An 18,125-nucleotide genomic window follows, 5' to 3' on the forward strand; every position below is an offset into this window, starting at 1 on the left:
CGCGTCGGGTACGGGAGGGCGATCGTGCAGTTCGGGATCCTCGGACCGCTGCGGGTCCTCGACGGTTCCGGGCCGGTCACGCTGGGCGCGCGCAACCTCCGGGTGCTGCTGGCGACGCTGCTGTGCCACCCGAACCGGGCCGTGGACACCGGCACCCTCGTGGACGCGATCTGGGAGACCACGCCGCCCAGGTCGGCCGCCAAGAACCTCCAGGTGTACGTCCACCAGCTCCGCCGCCGCCTCGGGGACGCCCGCGTGGTCCGGTACCCGCACGGGTACGGCGTCCTGGTCGGCGACGGCGAGCTCGACGCGGACGAGTTCGCGGCGCTGGCCGACCGTGGCGACCGGGCCGTGCGCGCCGGGGACCTGGAGCGGGGCCGGGCCCTGCTGGCCGAGGCCCTCGGGCTGTGGCGCGGGCCGGCCTTCGCCGACGTCGCCGAGGCCAGCGCGGTGCGGGAGTCCGTCGCGGGACTCACCGAACGGCACACCGGCGTGCTGGAGGACCGGATCGACGTCGACCTCGCGCTCGGCGCGCACCACGCGGTCATCGCCGAGCTGAACGCCCTCGTGCCGCAGCACCCCCTCCGCGAACGGCTGCGCGGCCAGCAGATGGTGGCCCTGTACCGGTGCGGACGCCCCGCCGAGGCGCTCCAGGCGTACCAGGAGGGCCGCAGACGCCTCGTCGAGGAGCTGGGCGTCGAGCCCACCGAGGAACTGCGCGCCATGCAGGTGGCCGTCCTCCGGGGCGTCGACCCGGGGCGCGGCGTCCAGGCCTCGGGAGCCCGGGCCCCGGCGGCGGACGCGGGTCCGAGCACCCTCCCCCGCGACATTCCCGACTTCACCGGCAGGGTCGAGGAACTCCGGCGGCTCGACGCGCTCTCGGCGGCACCCGGCGGCGGGGTCGTCGTCGTGGTCCGGGGCATCGGCGGCGTCGGGAAGACCGCGCTGGCCGTCCGCTGGGCCCGCACCGCCCGGGAACGCTTCCCCGACGGCCAGTTCCACCTCGACCTGCGCGGTCACGGGGACGGGGCGCCGGTCGGCTCCGGGGAGGCGACCCGGCTCCTGCTCCGGATGCTCGGCATGTCCCCGCAGGCCGTCCCGGACACCGACGAACACGCCACGGCCGTGTACCGGTCACTCGTCGCCGACCGGCGGATGGTCGTCCTGCTCGACAACGCGTCCACGGTGGACCAGGTCCGCCCCCTGTTGCCGGGCGGCTCCGGCAGCCTCGTCCTCGTCACCAGCAGGGCGCGGCTGGGCGGCCTCGTCGCCCGGGACGGGGCGCACCGCCTCGACCTCGGCACGCTCGCCGACGCCGAGGCGGTCGAACTCCTGGGCGACGTCGTGGGCCGGCAGCGGGTGCGCGCCGACCCGACGGCGGCCCTGGAACTGGCTCGGGCCTGCGGCAACCTGCCCCTGGCACTGCGGATCGCCGCCGCGAACCTCGTCGACGGCCGGCGGAGCCTCCGCGAGTACGCCGATGTGGTCGCGGGCGGGGAACGGCTCGACGCGCTGAGCGTGGAGGGGGACCCGCACAGCACCGTGCGCGCCGTGTTCGGCACCAGCCTCGACCGGCTCACCGGGGACACCGCCGTCCTGTTCCGCCGGATCGGACTGCTCCCCGTCGCGGAGGCGGGGCACTGGATCGTGCCGGTGCTCATCGGCTGCTCGGCGAGGGACGGCGACCGGTTCGTCGAGCGGCTGTCGGACGCCTCGCTGCTGACGGCGGGACGCGACCGGGGCCGGTTCGCGGTGCACGACCTGGTGCAGCTCTGCGCCCGCGAACACGCCGACCGCGAGGACGTCGCCGCGCTCCGGCGCTGCTACGAGGCGCTGCTGCGGGCCGCGCTGCGGGCGGACGCGGCCCTGCCCAGCAAGAACTACCCCACCCCGGCCTGGTCCGGCCCCGACGCCGCCGACTCCCCCGGCGACGCGGATCCGGCGGAGTGGCTGCGCGCCGAGTACGACCTGCTGTTCCGGGCCGCGCGGGACGCCACCCGGCGCGGCTGGCCGGACCTGGCGTGGCGGCTGGTCACGAGCATGACGAACTTCGCCGGGCACCGCAGCTACCTCAGCGAATGGACCGAGGTCGCCGAGGAGACGCTGGCCACCACCGGTGACCCGGAGGGCGTCGCCGCGCTCCTGCTCGGCCTCGGCGGGATGTACCAGGCGCGCGGCCAGCTCCCCCGGGCCTTCCCCCTGCTCCGGCGGGCCCGGCGGATGTTCGTCCGGGCCGGCCGTCCGGCGCTGGCCGCGACGGCGGCCACCCAGCTCAGCATGGCCTACCGGGCGACGGGCAACTGGACGGCCGCCCGGGCCGCCGTCAACTGGGCGATCCGGCACCTCGCCGACGTCCCGACCGCCGCCGCGCAGCGCGGCCTCGCCCAGGTCGCGCTCGGCAACCTGCTGCGGACGTCCGGGGCCGCGCCGGCCGTCGCGCTGGCGACGTTCGAGCAGGCGGTGGCCAGCATGCGGACCGCCGGCAACCGGGTCGGCGAGGCGAACGCGCTGGTCTGCCTGAGCCAGTGCCACGCCGCGCTCGGCCAGCTGGACGAGGCGCTGGCGATGTGCCGGACGGCGGTCGACATCCTCACCGGGGCGCAGGACCGGACGGGCCTGGTCATCGCGGCGTGCCACCTGGGCCGGACGTACCTGTCGATGGGTGATGTCGCCTCCGCCTGGACCCACGCCAGCAGCGCGCTGGACGCGGCCCGGGAGTCCAACCACCCCCACGGCCTGCGCACCGCGCTCGGGCTGGCCGGCGAGATCGCCGCGCGCCGGGGCGACGTCGACCTGGCCCTGCGGCTCCTGGGGGACGCGGTCGCGGCGGCGCGGTCCACCCAGTCGCCGGTCGCGACGGCCACGGCGCTCCTCCAACTCGCCCGCGCCCAGGTCGCCGCCGGGGACGTGCCGGCCGCGCTCACGACGGGCGGGGAGTGCGTGGCCCTGCATCTGGCGTGCGGGACCGGCAGGGAGCGGGAGGTCACCGACTGGCTGGCGACCCTCCGGGACGGGCGGTCGGGCGGCTGAGCCGGGGCGACACGCGGCGCCCGGTCCGTGCTCCGGCGTCCTGAACTGCGGCCGCGCGCTCGCGGCACCGCCGGGTCAGGACGGGGAGGCGTTCTGCCACAGGCCGACGGTGTTGCCCTCGCTGTCGGCGAAGTACCCGGTGAACCCCATCCCCATCACCTCCTGGCGGCCCTCCACCACCGTCCCCCCGAACTCCACGACCCTGGCCAGGGCGTCGTCGATGTCGGGCACCTCGATGGTCAGGACCGGGCTGGTCAGCGGGCCGCGCCTCGGGGCCAGGCCGCCGTTGATCGCGCCGGGCTCCGTCGGCCTGCCCTGCTCGTCGGACTCGACGGTGCCGGCCATGGCGTACTCCATGTCCGGGACGGCGTCGACCTTCCAGCCGAACGCGCGGGCGTAGAAGGCGCGGGCGCGGTCCTGGTCGTCGGTCGGAATCTCGAAATGTACTACTTTTCCGCTCATGATCGCATCGTAAACCGGGGCGGTCGGCTGGCGGGCGCGTTGCCGGGGTTCGGTCGTGGGCCGCCCGGAGGACGTGGCCGGCGCGCCCGTTCCGGTGCCGCCCGACAGGTGGCCGGCGCACCGGGCACGCACCGCTTCGCGCCCGATCCGGCCCCGGCGGGCACGAGGGGACCACCCCGGGGCACCAGGGGGCCGACCCCGGACACGAGCGGACCAGCCCCGGGCGCGAGGCGACCGGCCCTGGGCGCGAGGCGACCGGCCCTGGGCGCGGCATCGACGCCGCTCGTCGGACGGCCCGATTTCCGGTCCGGTCGCCACCCGCCAGGTATGGCAGGATTCCGTACATGATGGACTCTGGGATGCTCGTCTACCTCGTGGCCACGGTGATCGGCCTGGCGATGCTCAACGGCGTGATCTGGGCCTCGGCGACGATCCACGTGAACGGCAAGAACTCGGTGCTGGCCCTGCTCGGCTGCCTGGCGATCATGTTCAGTGCCCTGGTCTTCGCGTTCGGCTACCAGGTGGTCCGCGAGTTCACCGACCGGCAGACGGCCCAGGTGGCGACGTTCGCCCTGTTCGGATCGAGCGCCCTGTTCGGGCTGGTCATGCTGATGTGCGGCGCGTTGTTGCCGCGCCGGCCGGGGCCGTCGAACCCCCGGCCGTTCCCGACCCAGCCCGCGATCCCCGCCCAGCCCGGCTACCCGGGTCAGCCGGGGCCCGCCGCGCAGCCCGGATATCCGGGTCAGGCTGGACCCGCCGCACAGCCCGGCTACCCGGGTCAGCCCGGGTTCCCCGGTCAGCCCGGATTTCCGGCGTCCGCGGCACCGGCCCACACGTCCACCACCGGGCAACACCCGGTCCTCGCTCCGCACCCCGGCCCGGGGCAACCTCCGACGTCCGGGCCGCCCGCCACCGGACCGGCCTCCCCCTCCGGCCCGCAACCGGGTGCGGAACAGCCCGGTCCCTCCGGAGCGCGACCCGACCCCGGGGACACACCCACCCACCTGCTCCCGGGCCAGCCCACCTGAGGCGGCCCGACCCACACCCAAAGACCGCAGACATCGACGGGTACGAGGCCGGGGCCGCAATTCGGTGGTCTCTTCGGGGCGGACGGGCGATCATGGTGGGCATGGCCAGGTACCGGACGTGAGGTTGCCCCTGCAGGGCGGGCTGCCCCCGTCGGACGCGGTGGCCGGTGCCGTCGTGGAGATCGCCTGTGACGAGTCCGGGTTCTCGGGTACCAATCTGCTCGATCCGACCACCCCGGTGATCACGCACGCGAGTGTCGACCTGCGGGCCGACGAGGCGGCCGGGCTGATCGCGGCGCTGCGGTCGGGGTTCCGGTTCTCGCCGAACGAGTTCAAGTCCGGCCAGTTCCTCCGGGGTCCGGGGGCGGCGGAGGCGCTGGAGTGGTTCCTGGCGCGGCTGGCGGGCCGGGCCCACGTGCACCTGATCGACAAGGAGTACTTCCTCGTCACCCGGATCGTGGACCTGCTGCTGGCCGAGCCGACCTACGCGGCGGGTACCCGGCTGACCCAGGACCGCCGGCCCGCCGCCCTCGCCGTGTACCGGGCCGGGCGGGCCACCGGTCACCACTGGGCCGCCTTCCTGGAGGCCTTCGTCGACCTGGTCCGGACCAAGCGGCGGCCCCGGCCGGACGCCGGGGCGTTGGAGCGGTTCTTCGCGTCCCGCGACACGTTGGTGCGCGACGGACTCACCCCACGGGCCGCCGGCGTCCCGGACGGGCTCGCCCCGCAGGCCGCCGGGGTCCTCGACGGGCTCGACCGGGCCCGGGTGTGGGACATCCTGACCCGGCTCAGCGACGACGACCGGTCGGTGCCGCCCCCGCTGGAGCCGATGCTGCCGGCGCTCGCCGAGACGATCCTGTTCTGGAGCGCCGGACACCGACGGGTACTGGTGACCCACGACGAGCAGAGCGCCCTGACGGCGGGCCGACTCCGGCGCGTCCAGCAGGTACTGACCGACGGCGCCGGGCTGTCCCCGCTGGCCGGGCTGGTGATGGCCGACTCCCGCGACGACCCGCGGGTCCAGGTCGCCGACCTTCTCGCGGGCGTCACCCGCCGGCTGTCGGGGACTGTCGACGACGGGCCGCTGCGGCCGTTCCTGTCGCCGACGTCCCTGCGCGCCGTTCCGTAGTACCCCGCCACGGCCGGCCGGGACCCGTGCCGGGCCGCCGGCGATCCCCCGTCGACCGGGCCCGGACGAAGCCGGCGTGACGCAGTACCCCCCTGTTGAAGGTCTTGACGTGCTGTCATGTGTCAGAGATAGTTGACACATGACAGCAGGGGAGCCCATCAACCCCGGGGACCGGTTGCTGGCGATGTTGACGGCGCTGGCCAATCCCCACCGACTGCGGATCATCGGGGCGCTGGCCACCGGTGGACGCAACTACGTCAGCCAGCTCGCCCGCGAACTCGGCATCGGCCGGCCACTCCTGCACCTGCACCTGAAGAAGTTGCAGGACGCGGGGCTGGTCGTCAGCGAGCTGGAGCTGACCGAGGACGGCAAGGCCCGCAACTACTACGACGTCAGCGACTTCGCCCTGCAGCTGGACCCGGCCGCCATCGCCGCGTCGGCCCGGCACCTGACCGCCAAGCCCGACAAGTGAGGGAAACGCCATGTCCACACCCGTGTACTTCGCGACCATCGGCCTGTTCCTCGGCACGATCCTGGCCGTCTTCGCCATGCGGTACGTGGCCGCCAACCGGCGGGCGAAGGCCCAGCTGGCCCAGGAGCTGACCTACCGCGACCTGGCCGCCGCCGCGACGGCCACCCAGGCCGAGACCGCCGCCGCGGTCACCGCCGTCCAGGCGGGCCTCGCCGACATCTCCGCGCGCCTGGGCGCCATCGAGAAGACCCTGAAGGAGTTCGACTAGATGACGACCTCGACGATCGCACCCCCACCGGCGGCGACGCTGTCACCCTTACGCCTCAACCTGATGCGGGTCGGATACCTGATCCTCGGCGGCGGGCTCGCCGTGGTGAAGTGGCCCACCCTGCTGCACGCCGAAGACTGGACCCTGATGGGCGGCGTGGTCACCAGCATGCTCGTGGCGCTGTCCGTCCTGGCGCTCCTCGGGCTGCGGCACCCGCTCGCGATGCTCCCCGTGCTGCTGTTCGAACTGCTCTGGAAGGCGATCTGGCTCGGCTTCGCCGCCCTGCCGACGTGGATCGACGGGACCACGGACGCCGGCACCGCCGGGGTGGCCAGGGACTGCGCGTTCGTCGTCGTCATCGCCCTCGTCATCCCCTGGGACCACGTGTACCGGAAGTACCTCGCCGGCCCCGGGGACCCCTGGCGCCGGTAGCGCCCGCTGTACCCATCCCGGGTAGCAGGCGGTATGTCCGAGATGGACCCCCCGCGCATACCGTTGGATCATGAAGCGAAACGTCCTCACCGCACTCGCGGTCGGCGCGGGACTGCTGGTCACCGCGACCCCGGCCTCCGCCGCCCGCGACGACCTGGCCCGCTACCACCAGCAACGCCTGACCTGGGTCTCCTGCGCCGACCCGGCCCTCGACGCGGCCGGCGCCCGGTGCGCCGACGTCACCGTGCCGCTGAACTACGACGAGCCCCGGGGCCGCACCATCACCGTGGCCGTGTCCCGGCTGAGGTCACCCGAGCCCCGACAGCGCCGAGGGGTCATGCTGTCCAACCCGGGCGGCCCCGGCGGCCCGGGCCTGCGCACGATGCTCCAGATCCGGGCCAGCATGACCCCGCAGGTCCTGGCCCGGTACGACCTGGTCGGGATGGACCCGCGCGGGGTCGGCCGCAGCTCCCCGGTCGACTGCGGCTGGCCGGTGGCCTTCTCGATGCGCTCGGCCGGCGCGGACCGGGCCGGCTTCGACCGCGACGTGGCCCTCCAGGCCGACCTGGCCCGCCGGTGCGCCGAGCGGGAGGGCGACCGGCTGGCCCACATCACGACGCGCAACACGGCGCGGGACATGGACGTCGTCCGGGCCGCGCTGGGCGAGCGGAAGATCAGCTACTTCGGCCGGTCCTACGGCACGTACCTGGGCGCGGTGTACACCCAGATGTTCCCGGACCGTGCCGACCGGGTCGTCCTCGACAGCGCCGTCGACCCGGACCGCTACGGCCCCCGGATGTTCCAGGACCTGGGCGCGCCGAACGAGGCGGCCCTCGACGACTGGGCGGCGTGGACGGCGCGCCGCGATCCCGAGTACCACCTGGGCGCGACCGGGCCGCAGGTGCGCGCCCGCCTCCAGGGGCTGATCGACGGCCCACCGGTCACGGTCGGCGGCCATGTCGTCGACGAGCACGTGGTCGCGCTGCTGGTGTTCGGCCCGCTGACCGGCCGGCACCAGTACCCGCAGATCGCGGCGGACGTCCGCACCCTGGTCGACACGGCCGCCGGTCGGCCCACTCCGGCCAACCCGGCGTTGGCGGGCTCGCTGGACTACCTGCTGCGCTCGGGACCGGACGCCGGAGGTGACGCGCAGTCGGCCGTGCTGTGCGGCGACGTGGCCTACCCGCGCGACCCGGAATGGTACTGGCGCACCATCCAGCGGGTCCGGGCCACCCAGCCGGTGTTCGGGCCGCTGACCAGCAACATCACGGCCTGCGCGTTCTGGGCCGCGCCCCGGGAACGGGCGACCGTCGTGCGCAACGACCACCCGGCGCTGATCGTGCAGGCCACCGGCGACACCCGGACCGTCTACGGGCACGGCGTCGCCATGCACCGGGCCCTGACCGGCTCGCGACTGGTGACCGTGCGGGACGTGATGGCGCACGGCGTGTTCGGGTCCCTTCCCAACGCGTGCGTGGAGGGGGCCGTGAACACGTACCTCGCCACAGGCGCCCTGCCCAAGGCCGACGTGACCTGCCGGGACGACGCCGCCCGCTAGTCCCACTCCCAGAACAGGCCCCAGTCGCCGGGATCCACCCGCCCCACCGCCATCAGGGCGGTGTGGTCCCGGCCGATCGGCACCTCGCGCACCACCCGGATCGGCGAGTCCAGGGTGGGCTGGGTGAACTCGAAGCACCGCACCGGCACCGCGTCCGGGTGGAAGTGCACCTCGGCGACGAACTGCGCCCCGCCCACCGCGAACCCCCGGTGCCCCCGGTACTCGGACGCGCCGCCGGGGGCCATCGCCACCGAGTACTCGGCCATCATCACCTCGCCCCGGGCCAGCGGGGCGTCGAGGAGCAGCTCGGCGAGCATCACGCCGGACGGCTCGTCGAGGAGCACCCGGCCGGTGTGGCAGCCGCGCAGCCCCTTCACCTGGGGGCTCCGGCTGGCCAGGTCCTCCACCGCGAACATGACCCGGTACCGGTCGACCGCCGCCCGCGCCCGGCCGACGTGCGTCACCCGCAGCAGCGACTCCGCGCCCGCGGCGTCCAGCTCGTAGACGTCGTGCACGCTGAGCCACTCGACGGCCGGGTTCAGCGGCAGGCCGGGCAGCCCCAGTTCGCGCAGCAGCCGCCCCACCACCTCGTGCTTCTCCAGGACCTGTTCGAACGGCACCGGGTCGGGCCGCCGCCGGTACCTGCCGAGCCCGGCCCGGAGCGCGAGCAGGCCGGCCAGCGTGCCCGGCGGCTCGCCGAGGACCTTCTCCAGGACGGCGACGGCCCGGGTGGTGTGGGAGCTACGCGGGGCGGCCAGGCCGCGCCGCCACCGGCTGAGCATGCCCAGGGTGACCGCCACGTCCTCGGCCATCAGCATGCCCTGGAGCTGCTCCAGGCTCAGGGACCGCCGTTCGATCGCCTCGTCCAGCACGTCGGCGAACGTCCGGACCGCGACGGGCGGCCGGCGGATCCGGGCGGCGCTGTCCTTCGCGCGGAGCATGGCGGCGTCGGCGACCCGCAGCGCCTCGTCGGGCGGGCGGTTCGCGTCGTAGCGGGCCAGGCCGTAGCTGAGGGCGACGGGGGTGCCGGGTACCAGGCCCGCCCACTCGTAGCCGGCCATCGTGTCCGAGAGCCGGCCGGCCACCCGCTCGGCCTCGGACAGTTCCGTGCCGGGCAGCACGAGGACGAACTCGTCGCCGCCGTAGCGGGCCAGGTAGTCCCCGGCCCGCAGGCCGCCGGTCAGGATCCGCCCGACCTGCTGGAGGACCAGGTCGCCGACCGGGTGGCCGTGCCGGTCGTTGACGCCCTTGAAGCCGTCCAGGTCGGCGACGCACAGCACCCCGTGCCCGCCCCGGGCGCCGGCCAGGTACCGGTCGAGATGGCGGCGGTTCGGCAGGCCGGTCAGCGCGTCGGTGTGCGCCTCGCCCGTGGTGTGTTCGAGGTCGCGGCGCAGCTCGTCCTGTTCCAGGGTGGCCGTCACCCCTTCCAGCAGCAGTCCGGGCAGGGCGCGGGCCGGCCCGGTGATCTGCGCGGCGACCTGCCGGTCGGCCTCCCGGGCCCGGCGTTCGTCGCCCGCTGCGGCGTGGGCCAGCGCGCGCAGCCGGGGGACCTCGGCGGGACCGACGGGGCACGCGGCCGGGTCCAGGGGCTCCAGCCACCGCAGGGCCGCCGGGCCGTCCCCCTGGGCGATGGCCCGGCACGCCTCGCCCAGCGCGGTCAGGTAGCTCCCGTCGGCGCGGACCGTGCCGTCCGCGGTCCCCTCCCCCAGGGCCGCGAGCCGCAGACCCGCGTACTCCACGAAGGGTTGTTCCTGGGGCAGGACCCCGCGCAGCGCCGCGATGTCCCGCAGTGCGGCCGCGCACCCGGCCGGGTCGCCCGCGTGGTCCAGGGCCAGCGCCCGGCGGGTCAGCACCCACGCGGCGACGTACCTGCGCGGGTTCAGTCCGGCGCGCTCCGCCATGCGGGTGGCCAGCTCCGCGGTGAGCGCCGCCTGGTCGTGGAACCCGGCCAGGGAGTACACCGCCGCCTGTTCCCGCAGGATCAGCACCCCGGGCCGGCCCGGTTCCGGCACGGCGTCGAGTGCCTGCCGGCCCCGCACCAGACGCACCAGGGTCTCCTGCACCACCCCCCTGTCCAGGGCCGCCCTCGCCGCGAGGGTGTGGAACCGGGCCTGGACGATCCGGTCGCCGGACAGTTCGACGAGTTCGGTCAGCTCGGCCAGCACGCGCTCGTGCCCGCCGCCGCCCAGCCGCAGCAGGCCGGCGAGTTCCAGCAGCAGCAGCCGGGCGCGGTCGGCCGGCACCACCGCGCGCGGGAGCACGGCACGCACCTGCGCGACCAGACGCGCCGGGTCGTCCTCCGGCAGCCCTTCCAGTCGCCTGATCCGGGCAGACAATGTGTGATCGGGCAAATAGCGCATCCTTTGCAGCTGAGCCGGCCGAGCGGACCCGGTCACCGACCGGCCCCACCGATCCACTCTCCCATCGTCGGGCCGCTCCCGCCGCCGAAGCTCCCGGCCCGCCGTCCTCACGTGGCGTGACGGCCGGTAGTGCGCCCGTCCAGCCCGGCGGCCCGGCCGCGCGAAACGGGACTGCGCACGGTGACGTCGTGGCGCTAGCATCGGTCGCCACCCGCACTCAGAAAGGCACGACGTGACCCACCCCCAGGACCAGCCGGATCCGTGGTCGGCACAGGGCGACCCCGTCATCGGGTACGAACAGCCCGCCGCCCCCGGCTTCGCCCCGCCGGCCCCGCCGCCCGCCCCGCCCCGCCGGAGCCGCACGGCACTGTTCGTCGCCCTCGGGGTCACCGTCGCCGTACTCCTCGGCGGTGGCGCGTTCGCGGCCGTCCGGCTGTGGACCGCGCCCACCGGGGTCGAACCGGAGCAGGTCATGCCCGGCACGGTCGCCGCGTTCGCCCGGATGGACCTCGACCCGGCGCTGAGCCAGCAGAAGCAGCTGCTGAACCTGGTGCGCAAGTTCCCCGGCCGCTCGGGCAGCACCGCCGACGTCAAGCGCGACCTGCTGGAGGAGGCCGACATCCCCGGCCTGACCTACGACGCCGCGAAGCCCTGGCTGGGCGACCGGCTCGGCGTCGCCCTGTGGAAGACCGACGGCGGCTACGTCACCCTGTACGCGCTGGCCAGCACCGACGACGCGAAAGCCAGGAAGGCGCTGACCGGCGCGCAGGCGAACTTCGAGCTGACCGACGGGTACGCCCTGATCGCCGTGCCCGTGGGTTCCGCGACCGCGCGGACCGCCGCGCACGACGCCGTCCGGGTGTCGAAGAAGCTGGCCCAGACGGACGCGTACACCGCCGTGGTGCGGAAGTTGCCCGCCAACCAGGTCGCGATCGGCTGGGCGGACGGCCCCGGTGTCCTGGCGGCCGGCAAGTCACTGCAGGAGGGCTTCCCCGCCACCACCCTCGACGGCCAGACCGTCGGCCAGGTGGCGCTGGGGCTCCAGGCCGTCCCCGACGGGGTGGAGCTGCGCGTCGCCCAGAGCGTCCCGCCCACCGTGGTGCCGAAGGCCGACCTGGTCAAGCAGCTGGAGACCCTGCCGGGCAACGCCGTCGTCGCGGCCGTCGTCCAGCCGCTCACGGACAGCCCCGACGTGCGCAAGGCCCTCGACAACTCCCTCGACCAGCAGGTCGACGCCCAGCTCGGCGCCCTGAAGGGCCTGCTCGACAAGGAGACCGTCGACGCGATGCTCGGCGGGATCAAGGGCCTGTTCGGGGCGACCCTCACGGTCGCGGTCACCGACCTGGCGCACCCGGCCGGGCGGCTCACCGCCGACGGTCCCGACGCGGAGACCGCCGGCCGGCTGCGCGGCGTGCTCGGCCTGTTCGGGTCGATCCTCAAGGTCGAGGGCGCGGGGCAGAAGACGACCGTCACCTACGGCTCCTACCAGCCGCAGGGCACGCTCGCGGACAACGAGGTGTACCGCAGGGCGATGGCCGGGCGGCCCGCCACCACGTCCGTGGTCGCCTACGTGGACCTGCGCAAGGTGTTCGCGGCGAGCACGTCGATGACCGAGAAGGAGCGCGAGGACCTGGCGCCGGTCCGGGCGCTCGGGGTGATGGTGGGCGCGGACGGCGCGGTCGTCCGGCTCGTCATCGAATAGCGGGGCGGGCCCGGGGCACGGCCCCTCGTGCGAAGCTGTCGGCATGCTGCCGCCGCCGGGACCGGACACCGACCTGCCGATCCGGGCGGTGCTCGCGTCCCTGCTGGGTGCTTTGGAGCACCACCACGCGGGGGTACTGGTCGCCCCGCCCGGTACCGGCAAGACGACCCTGGTGCCCCTGGCCCTGGCCGGCGCGGTGACCGGGAAGGTGATCGTGGCCGAGCCCCGCCGGGTGGCCGCCCGGGCCGCCGCGCGCCGGATGGCGGCCCTGCTGGGCGAGCGGGTCGGCGAGTCCGTCGGGTACGTGGTGCGCGGCGAGCGCAAGGTCGGCCCCCGGACCCGGATCGAGGTCGTCACGACCGGAGTGCTCGTCCGCCGGCTCGGCCGGGACCCGGACCTGCCCGGGGTCGGGGCGGTGATGCTCGACGAGTGCCACGAACGGCACCTGGACACCGACCTGGCCCTGGCGTTCACCGTGGACGTCCGCGCGGCCCTGCGCCCCGACCTGTGGCTGCTGGCCACCTCCGCGACCGCCGAGGCCGACCGGCTGTCCCGGGTGGTCGGCGGGCCGGTGGTGTCGGCGGACGCGGCACTGCATCCGGTGCGGACGGTGTGGTGCCCGCCCGACCGGCCGATCCCGCCGCCGCACGGGCTGCGGGTCGATCCCCGGTTGCTGGACCATGTCGCGGCCACGGTCCGGCGGGCGCTCCGCGAGGCCGAGGGCGACGTGCTGGTGTTCCTGCCGGGGGCGGGCGAGATCGCGGGGGTCGCCGGGCGCCTGGCGGGGCTGACCGACGGGACCGGGCCCGTGGAGATCGTCACCCTGCACGGGCGGCAGGCGGCCGGTACCCAGGACGCGGCCCTGCGGCCGAGCGCGCACCGCCGGGTCGTCCTCGCCACGGCGGTGGCCGAGAGCAGCCTCACCGTGCCCGGGGTGCGGATCGTGGTGGACGCCGGCCTGGCCCGTTCGCCCCGGATCGACCTGGCCCGGGGGCTCGGCGCACTGGTCACCGGCCGGGTGTCGAAGGCGTCGGCCACCCAGCGCGCCGGCCGGGCGGGCCGCGAGGCGGAGGGCCGGGCGTACCGGTGCTGGTCGGAGGGCGAGCACGACCGCCTCCCCGCGCACGCCGAACCGGAGGTGGCCGTCGCCGACCTGACCGCCTTCCTGCTCGAGCTGGCCTGCTGGGGCAACCCCGGCGGCGTCGGACTGGAACTACTGGACCCGCCGCCGGCCGCCTCGGCGGAGGTGGCCGGGGCGACGCTGCGGGCGCTCGGCGCGGTCGACGACGCCGGACGGGTCACGCCCCGGGGCCGGGCGATCGCGGCCGTCGGCGCGCACCCCCGGCTGGCCCGGGCCCTGCTCGACGGGGCCGGGCTGGTCGGCGCGCGCCGGGCGGCCGAGGTGGTGGCGCTGCTGTCGGAGGAGGCGCACACGACCGACGACCTGGCGGCGGACTGGCGGCGGCTGCGGGACGACGTGGACCGCGCGGCGACGGCCCGCTGGCGCGACGAGACCCGCCGCCTGCTGCCGGAGGAGCCGACCACCGGAGCCCGGGGACGGGACGCGTGGGTGCCCGACGAGGCCGCCGCCGGGATCGTCGTGGGCCTCGCGTTCCCCGAGCGGCTCGCGCGGCTCCGCCGGGCCGGTGGCCGGGAGTACCTGATGGCCGGCGGCACCGGGGCCGACCTGAACGAGGGCTCCCCCCTGACCGGCCTCCCCTGGCTCGCCGTCGCGACCGCCGACCGCCCGACCGGCCGCGCGTCGGCCCGGATCCGGCTCGCCGCCCCGCTGGACGAGGCCACGGCCCGCGAACTCGCCGGCCCCCTGGTCCGCACCGAGGAGCAGGTCACCTGGGCCGACGGCGACGTCGTGGCCCGCCGGGTGGAACGGCTCGGCGCGATCGTCCTGGTGGAGCGCCCCCTGCCGTCCCCCGATCGCGAACTGGTCGCCGAGGCGCTGCTCATCGGCCTGCGCAAGGAGGGGCTGGGCCTGCTCGACTGGTCGCCCGCCGCCCGGGCCCTGCGCGACCGGCTGGCCTGCTGCCACCGGGCGCTCGGGGGGCCGTGGCCGGCCGTGGACGACGTGTCCCTTCTGGAGCGGGCCGGCGAGTGGCTCGGACCGGAGCTGCGCAAGGCGACCCGGCGGGGCCAGCTGGCCCGGACCGACGTGGCCTCCGCGCTGCGCCGCCTGGTGCCGTGGGCGCAGGCGGCCCGGCTCGACCAGGTGGTCCCCGAGCGGTTGGCCGTCCCCAGCGGGTCGATGGTGCGCCTCGACTACGCGGACCCGGCCGCGCCGGTACTCGCCGTGAGGGTCCAGGAGGTGTTCGGCTGGGCGGCGTCGCCGACCGTGGCCGAGGGCCGGGTGCCGGTCGTCCTGCACCTGTTGTCCCCCGCCGGGCGGCCGGTCGCGGTCACCGCCGACCTGCCGTCGTTCTGGCGGAACGCGTACCCGCAGGTCAGGGGTGAGTTGCGGGGGCGGTACCCCCGGCATCCGTGGCCGGAGGACCCGACCACCGCCCCGCCGACCCGACGGGTGACGCCCCGGAAGTAGGCGCGCCGGTGCGCCGTGGGCCCGTCGACGGACCCACGGCGCGGTCGGGACGGGACGGGCGTGGCCCCTCAGCCCCCGCCCGTCACCCGGCCACTAGCAGTGCTCGAAGCCCGACGTGTAGCTCGAGCCGCCCGCGCTGCCGCCCCACTTCACGCAGTTGGGCGAGGTGCGCACCACCGGGCCGGCGTACTCGGTGAAACTCCCCGAGTCCGTGGTCCGCGACGCGCCCTGTGGTTCCAGGAACGCGCTGGTGGCGGTACCCGTGCCGACGCTGGACATCTTCAGGGTCACCGCGCAGTTCTGCGAGGTGGAGCCCTTCCAGAGCAGGTTCGCCGTGCCGGCGGTGCCGAGCTTCACCGAGTCGGTCATCTCGAACCCGGCCCCGCACACGGTCGCCGGGTCGCGCTGGGTGGCGCAGTTGTTGCTGGTCGGGGTGGAGTTCGGGTAGCCGAACGTCGAACCGTTGAACACGGCCTTGATGATGTGCGACTGGGAACGGTCCGGGTAGCGCACCTCGAAGTGCAGGTGCGGGGAGATGCCGTTGCCCGGCTTGCTCGTGTTGCCGACGGAGCCGATGGCCTGGCCGCGCAGGACGGACTGGCCGGCGGTCACGGCGCGCTTGTTGAGGTGCGCGTAGTAGGTGTAGTAGCCGCCGCCGTGGTTGAGGACGACGAGGTTCCCGTACCCGTTGACGGAGCCCTGGTGGGCCGAGACGTCGACGGTGCCGGCGGCGGCCGCCACGACGGTGTCGCCGAGGTCGGCGTTGGCCGAACTCCCCCGGTTGAAGTCCAGCTCCCAGGAGACGTGGGCGCTGCTGTTGTCGCTGTCGCCGTTCCAGGCCTGTCCACAGGGGAACGGCATCTGGAACGCCGGGGCGGCCGCCGAGGCGGGTTGGCTGGCCAGGAACACGCTCGACAGGCCGACGATCAGGGCGGCTGCGGCTCGCAGCGCCGGGCGGAGGCGCATGGTGGGCTCCTTTCGCGCGGTGGGTCCGCTGCTGCGCGGGGTGCGCCCAGCCTCACGCCCGGACCTCCAGGCGACCTCCAGAATTCCTCCACCCGACACTGGTCCGGAAGATCCGCCCCCGCTAGGCTCAGCCCCATCGATCATGAATCGTGGGTGATGTGTCGATGTCGGACGGCTTCGAACTGCGGATCCTCGGCCCGTTGGAGCTGGTCAGGAACGGGGTCCTCGTCACCGTCGAGGGCCGCAAACCCCGCCAGCTGCTGGCCACCCTCGCCCTGCACCACGGCCGCACCGTGTCCGTGGACCACGCCGTCGAGGTGCTCTGGCCCCAGCGGCGGCCCCGGTCGGCGGTGGCCAACGTGCACACCTACGTCAGCTACCTGCGCGGCCTGCTCGGCGACGAGCGCCTGCACCGCCAGCCGCCCGGCTACCGGCTCCAGCTGGGCGACGGCGAGCTGGACGCGGCCCGGTTCGACGCCGCCGACCCGGACGCGCTGCGCCTGTGGCGGGGCGAACCGCTGGAGAACCTGCCGCCGTGCCCGCTGTGGGCCCCGGAGGTGGACCGGCTCGTCGAGCGCTGGCGGGGCATCCGGCAGGCCCGGGCCGCCGTCGACCCCGCCGGCCGGCTGGAGGACCTGCGCGCCCTCGTCGACGAGGATCCGCTGCGCGAGGAGTCCTGGCTGCTCCTGATGACCGCGTTGGAGGCCACCGGCCGGCGCGCCGAGGCCCTGGCCGCCTACGCCCGGGCCCGGCGCGGGCTCGCCGAGGAGCTGGGCGTCGAGCCCGGCGAGCCGCTGCGGGCCCTGCACCGGTCGCTGCTGCTCCGCGACGAGGTGCCCCTGCTCGCCGGTGCCGACCGGCTCGACGCGGAGGCCACCGGCGTGCTGCGCGGCCTGGCCCAGCTCGGCCTGGGGCCGGTGCCCGGCTGGGTGGTCGGCGCGCTGTCGGACCGCACCTCCTGGCGGCCGGTGCTCGAAGCCCTGCACACCCATCGACTGGTACGCGGCCACGGCGCCGACAGTCTCGGCCAGCCCCGGTACGCGCTGCCCGTCCTCGTCGGGCTGCTCGCCCCGGACCTGCCCGGCGTCCCCGACCACGCGGCCGTGCGCCGGGTCCTCGGCGGCTACCTGGAACTCGCCGACCGGGCCGCCGCGTCGCTGCCGCCCCCGGTGTTCGGGCCCGGGGTCCGGGTCGCCGCGCGCTGGCCGGTGCCCGGCGGCGACGCGCTGACCGCCGACCCGGTGGCCTGGTTCGCCGCCGAGAGCGGGGCCCTGGTGGCGGCGGTCGGGCTGGCGGCGCGCGGCGGGTACGCGGACCTGGCCTGGGAACTCGCGCACGCCCTGGTGCCGTGGTGCGACCTGGTCGGGCGGACCACCGACTGGGAGCGCACCGCCCGGGCCGCGCACGCCGCGTGCCGGCGGGCCGGGGACCTGCTCGGCGAGGCGGTCACGCTGCGCGACCTGGGGCAGGTGCACCTCTACCGGGACCGGTACTCCGCGGCGACCGAGGCGTTCAGCCGCTCCCGGCTGCTGTACGCGCGGCTCGGCAACCCGCGCGGCGAGGCCGGGGCCCTGGCGGGGCTGGGCGCGGTGCACCGGATCCGGGGCGAGCTGGACGCCGCGTACGACTGCCTCCGCCTCGCCCTCGCCTACTACGTGGCCGCCGACGACCGGCACGGCCAGGCGTACGTGCACGGCGCGCTCGGCATGGCCCTCCGCGTCGGCGGGAACCTGCCGGCGGCGGCCGGGGCGCTGCGGACCGGCCTGCGGCTCGCCGGGGAGGTCGACGACACGCACCGGACCGCGCACCTGACCCACCAGCTCGGCCTGCTGCGGCTGCGGTCCGGGGACCCGGCGGGGGCGCGGGCGGCGCTGGTGGCGGCGCTGGACCGGTTCGCGGCGCTCGGGGACGCGCACGGCGAGGCGTACTGCCTGACGGACCTGGCCGGGTTCGAACGCGGGGACGCGGCGGTGCGGCTGCTGACCCGGGCGTGGGAGATCTTCGAGCGGATCGGCGACCGGCGGGCCCAGGCGCGGACGGCGCGCCGGCTGGGCGAGTTGCACACGGGCGGGTCGCTGGCGGCGGCGTACACGTCGGAGGCTCTGCGGTTGCAGTCGACGGTGGACTCCTAGCCCCCGCTCCGTCGGGCGGCCCGGACGCCCGGTCG

General features: G+C 75.7%; 13 protein-coding genes. 10 read left to right on the forward strand and 3 right to left on the reverse strand.

From position 1 onward, the window contains the following. The first annotated feature begins 24 nt into the window (after nucleotides 1-24). Nucleotides 25-3,030 carry a BTAD domain-containing putative transcriptional regulator gene (locus AB0M43_RS01510; RefSeq protein ID WP_363720071.1) on the forward strand — a complete coding sequence of 1,002 codons (3,006 nt, stop codon included), beginning with the start codon at nucleotides 25-27 and terminating at the stop codon, nucleotides 3,028-3,030. A 75-nt stretch (nucleotides 3,031-3,105) separates the two neighbouring features. Here AB0M43_RS01510 and AB0M43_RS01515 read toward each other — a convergent pair whose 3' ends face one another. Further along, nucleotides 3,106-3,492 carry a VOC family protein gene (locus tag AB0M43_RS01515; RefSeq protein WP_363720073.1) on the reverse strand — a complete coding sequence of 129 codons (387 nt, stop codon included), beginning with the start codon at nucleotides 3,490-3,492 and terminating at the stop codon, nucleotides 3,106-3,108. A 344-nt stretch (nucleotides 3,493-3,836) separates the two neighbouring features. Between AB0M43_RS01515 and AB0M43_RS01520 the strand changes: the two genes are divergently transcribed. The 6 genes from AB0M43_RS01520 to AB0M43_RS01545 all read left to right on the forward strand — a co-directional run bounded on the left by AB0M43_RS01520 (nucleotide 3,837) and on the right by AB0M43_RS01545 (nucleotide 8,379). Then, complete coding sequence (locus AB0M43_RS01520) at nucleotides 3,837-4,520, forward strand: hypothetical protein (RefSeq protein WP_363720075.1); 684 nt, start codon at nucleotides 3,837-3,839, stop codon at nucleotides 4,518-4,520. 118 nt (nucleotides 4,521-4,638) lie between these two features. Continuing rightward, nucleotides 4,639-5,649 (forward strand): hypothetical protein, encoded by a 1,011-nt coding sequence (locus tag AB0M43_RS01525; protein ID WP_363720077.1) that lies wholly within the window; start codon nucleotides 4,639-4,641, stop codon nucleotides 5,647-5,649. Between the two features lie 139 nt (nucleotides 5,650-5,788). Continuing rightward, the gene (locus AB0M43_RS01530) at nucleotides 5,789-6,121 is read left to right on the forward strand and encodes a helix-turn-helix domain-containing protein (protein WP_363720079.1); all 333 of its coding nucleotides are present in this window, start codon (nucleotides 5,789-5,791) and stop codon (nucleotides 6,119-6,121) included. Between the two features lie 10 nt (nucleotides 6,122-6,131). Further along, the gene (locus AB0M43_RS01535) at nucleotides 6,132-6,389 is read left to right on the forward strand and encodes a hypothetical protein (RefSeq protein ID WP_363720081.1); all 258 of its coding nucleotides are present in this window, start codon (nucleotides 6,132-6,134) and stop codon (nucleotides 6,387-6,389) included. Next, entirely contained in the window at nucleotides 6,390-6,821 is a 432-nt protein-coding gene (locus tag AB0M43_RS01540) for a hypothetical protein (RefSeq protein ID WP_363720083.1), read from the forward strand. Between the two features lie 70 nt (nucleotides 6,822-6,891). Beyond that, on the forward strand, nucleotides 6,892-8,379 hold the full coding sequence (locus AB0M43_RS01545; RefSeq protein ID WP_363720084.1) for an alpha/beta fold hydrolase: 1,488 nt from the start codon (nucleotides 6,892-6,894) through the stop codon (nucleotides 8,377-8,379). On the opposite strand, the gene AB0M43_RS01550 is transcribed toward AB0M43_RS01545, so the two are convergent. Next, nucleotides 8,376-10,730: a GGDEF domain-containing protein gene (locus AB0M43_RS01550; protein WP_363720086.1), complete on the reverse strand. Its 2,355-nt coding sequence runs from the start codon at nucleotides 10,728-10,730 to the stop codon at nucleotides 8,376-8,378. The two genes, AB0M43_RS01545 and AB0M43_RS01550, sit on opposite strands and share 4 nt — an antisense overlap. A gap of 241 nt (nucleotides 10,731-10,971) precedes the next feature. Here AB0M43_RS01550 and AB0M43_RS01555 point away from each other — a divergent pair, with 241 nt between their 5' ends. Together AB0M43_RS01555 and hrpB are read left to right on the forward strand one after the other, a co-directional pair. Further along, the gene (locus tag AB0M43_RS01555; RefSeq protein WP_363720087.1) at nucleotides 10,972-12,441 is read left to right on the forward strand and encodes a hypothetical protein; all 1,470 of its coding nucleotides are present in this window, start codon (nucleotides 10,972-10,974) and stop codon (nucleotides 12,439-12,441) included. 43 nt (nucleotides 12,442-12,484) lie between these two features. Next, nucleotides 12,485-14,992, forward strand: coding sequence for an ATP-dependent helicase HrpB (gene hrpB, locus AB0M43_RS01560; RefSeq protein WP_363720089.1), 2,508 nt, complete (start codon nucleotides 12,485-12,487; stop codon nucleotides 14,990-14,992). Between the two features lie 93 nt (nucleotides 14,993-15,085). Here hrpB and AB0M43_RS01565 read toward each other — a convergent pair whose 3' ends face one another. Next, entirely contained in the window at nucleotides 15,086-15,958 is an 873-nt protein-coding gene (locus AB0M43_RS01565; protein WP_363720091.1) for a M23 family metallopeptidase, read from the reverse strand. A 164-nt stretch (nucleotides 15,959-16,122) separates the two neighbouring features. On the opposite strand from AB0M43_RS01565, the gene AB0M43_RS01570 reads away from it, so the two are divergent. After that, entirely contained in the window at nucleotides 16,123-18,090 is a 1,968-nt protein-coding gene (locus AB0M43_RS01570) for a BTAD domain-containing putative transcriptional regulator (protein ID WP_363720093.1), read from the forward strand. The last annotated feature ends 35 nt before the right edge of the window (nucleotides 18,091-18,125 follow it).

The organism is Longispora sp. NPDC051575 (assembly GCF_040681875.1).
GTDB lineage: Bacteria > Actinomycetota > Actinomycetes > Mycobacteriales > Micromonosporaceae > Longispora.

Excerpts from the sequence above, each read along its gene's own strand:
- AB0M43_RS01535 (WP_363720081.1), top strand. The coding sequence starts at position 6,132 with ATGTCCACACCCGTGTACTTCGCGACCATCGGCCTGTTCCTCGGCACG.
- AB0M43_RS01530 (WP_363720079.1), top strand. The coding sequence starts at position 5,789 with ATGACAGCAGGGGAGCCCATCAACCCCGGGGACCGGTTGCTGGCGATG.
- AB0M43_RS01565 (WP_363720091.1), bottom strand. The coding sequence starts at position 15,958 with ATGCGCCTCCGCCCGGCGCTGCGAGCCGCAGCCGCCCTGATCGTCGGC.
- AB0M43_RS01545 (WP_363720084.1), top strand. The coding sequence starts at position 6,892 with ATGAAGCGAAACGTCCTCACCGCACTCGCGGTCGGCGCGGGACTGCTG.
- AB0M43_RS01515 (WP_363720073.1), bottom strand. The coding sequence starts at position 3,492 with ATGAGCGGAAAAGTAGTACATTTCGAGATTCCGACCGACGACCAGGAC.
- hrpB (WP_363720089.1), top strand. The coding sequence starts at position 12,485 with ATGCTGCCGCCGCCGGGACCGGACACCGACCTGCCGATCCGGGCGGTG.
- AB0M43_RS01520 (WP_363720075.1), top strand. The coding sequence starts at position 3,837 with ATGATGGACTCTGGGATGCTCGTCTACCTCGTGGCCACGGTGATCGGC.
- AB0M43_RS01570 (WP_363720093.1), top strand. The coding sequence starts at position 16,123 with ATGTCGGACGGCTTCGAACTGCGGATCCTCGGCCCGTTGGAGCTGGTC.
- AB0M43_RS01540 (WP_363720083.1), top strand. The coding sequence starts at position 6,390 with ATGACGACCTCGACGATCGCACCCCCACCGGCGGCGACGCTGTCACCC.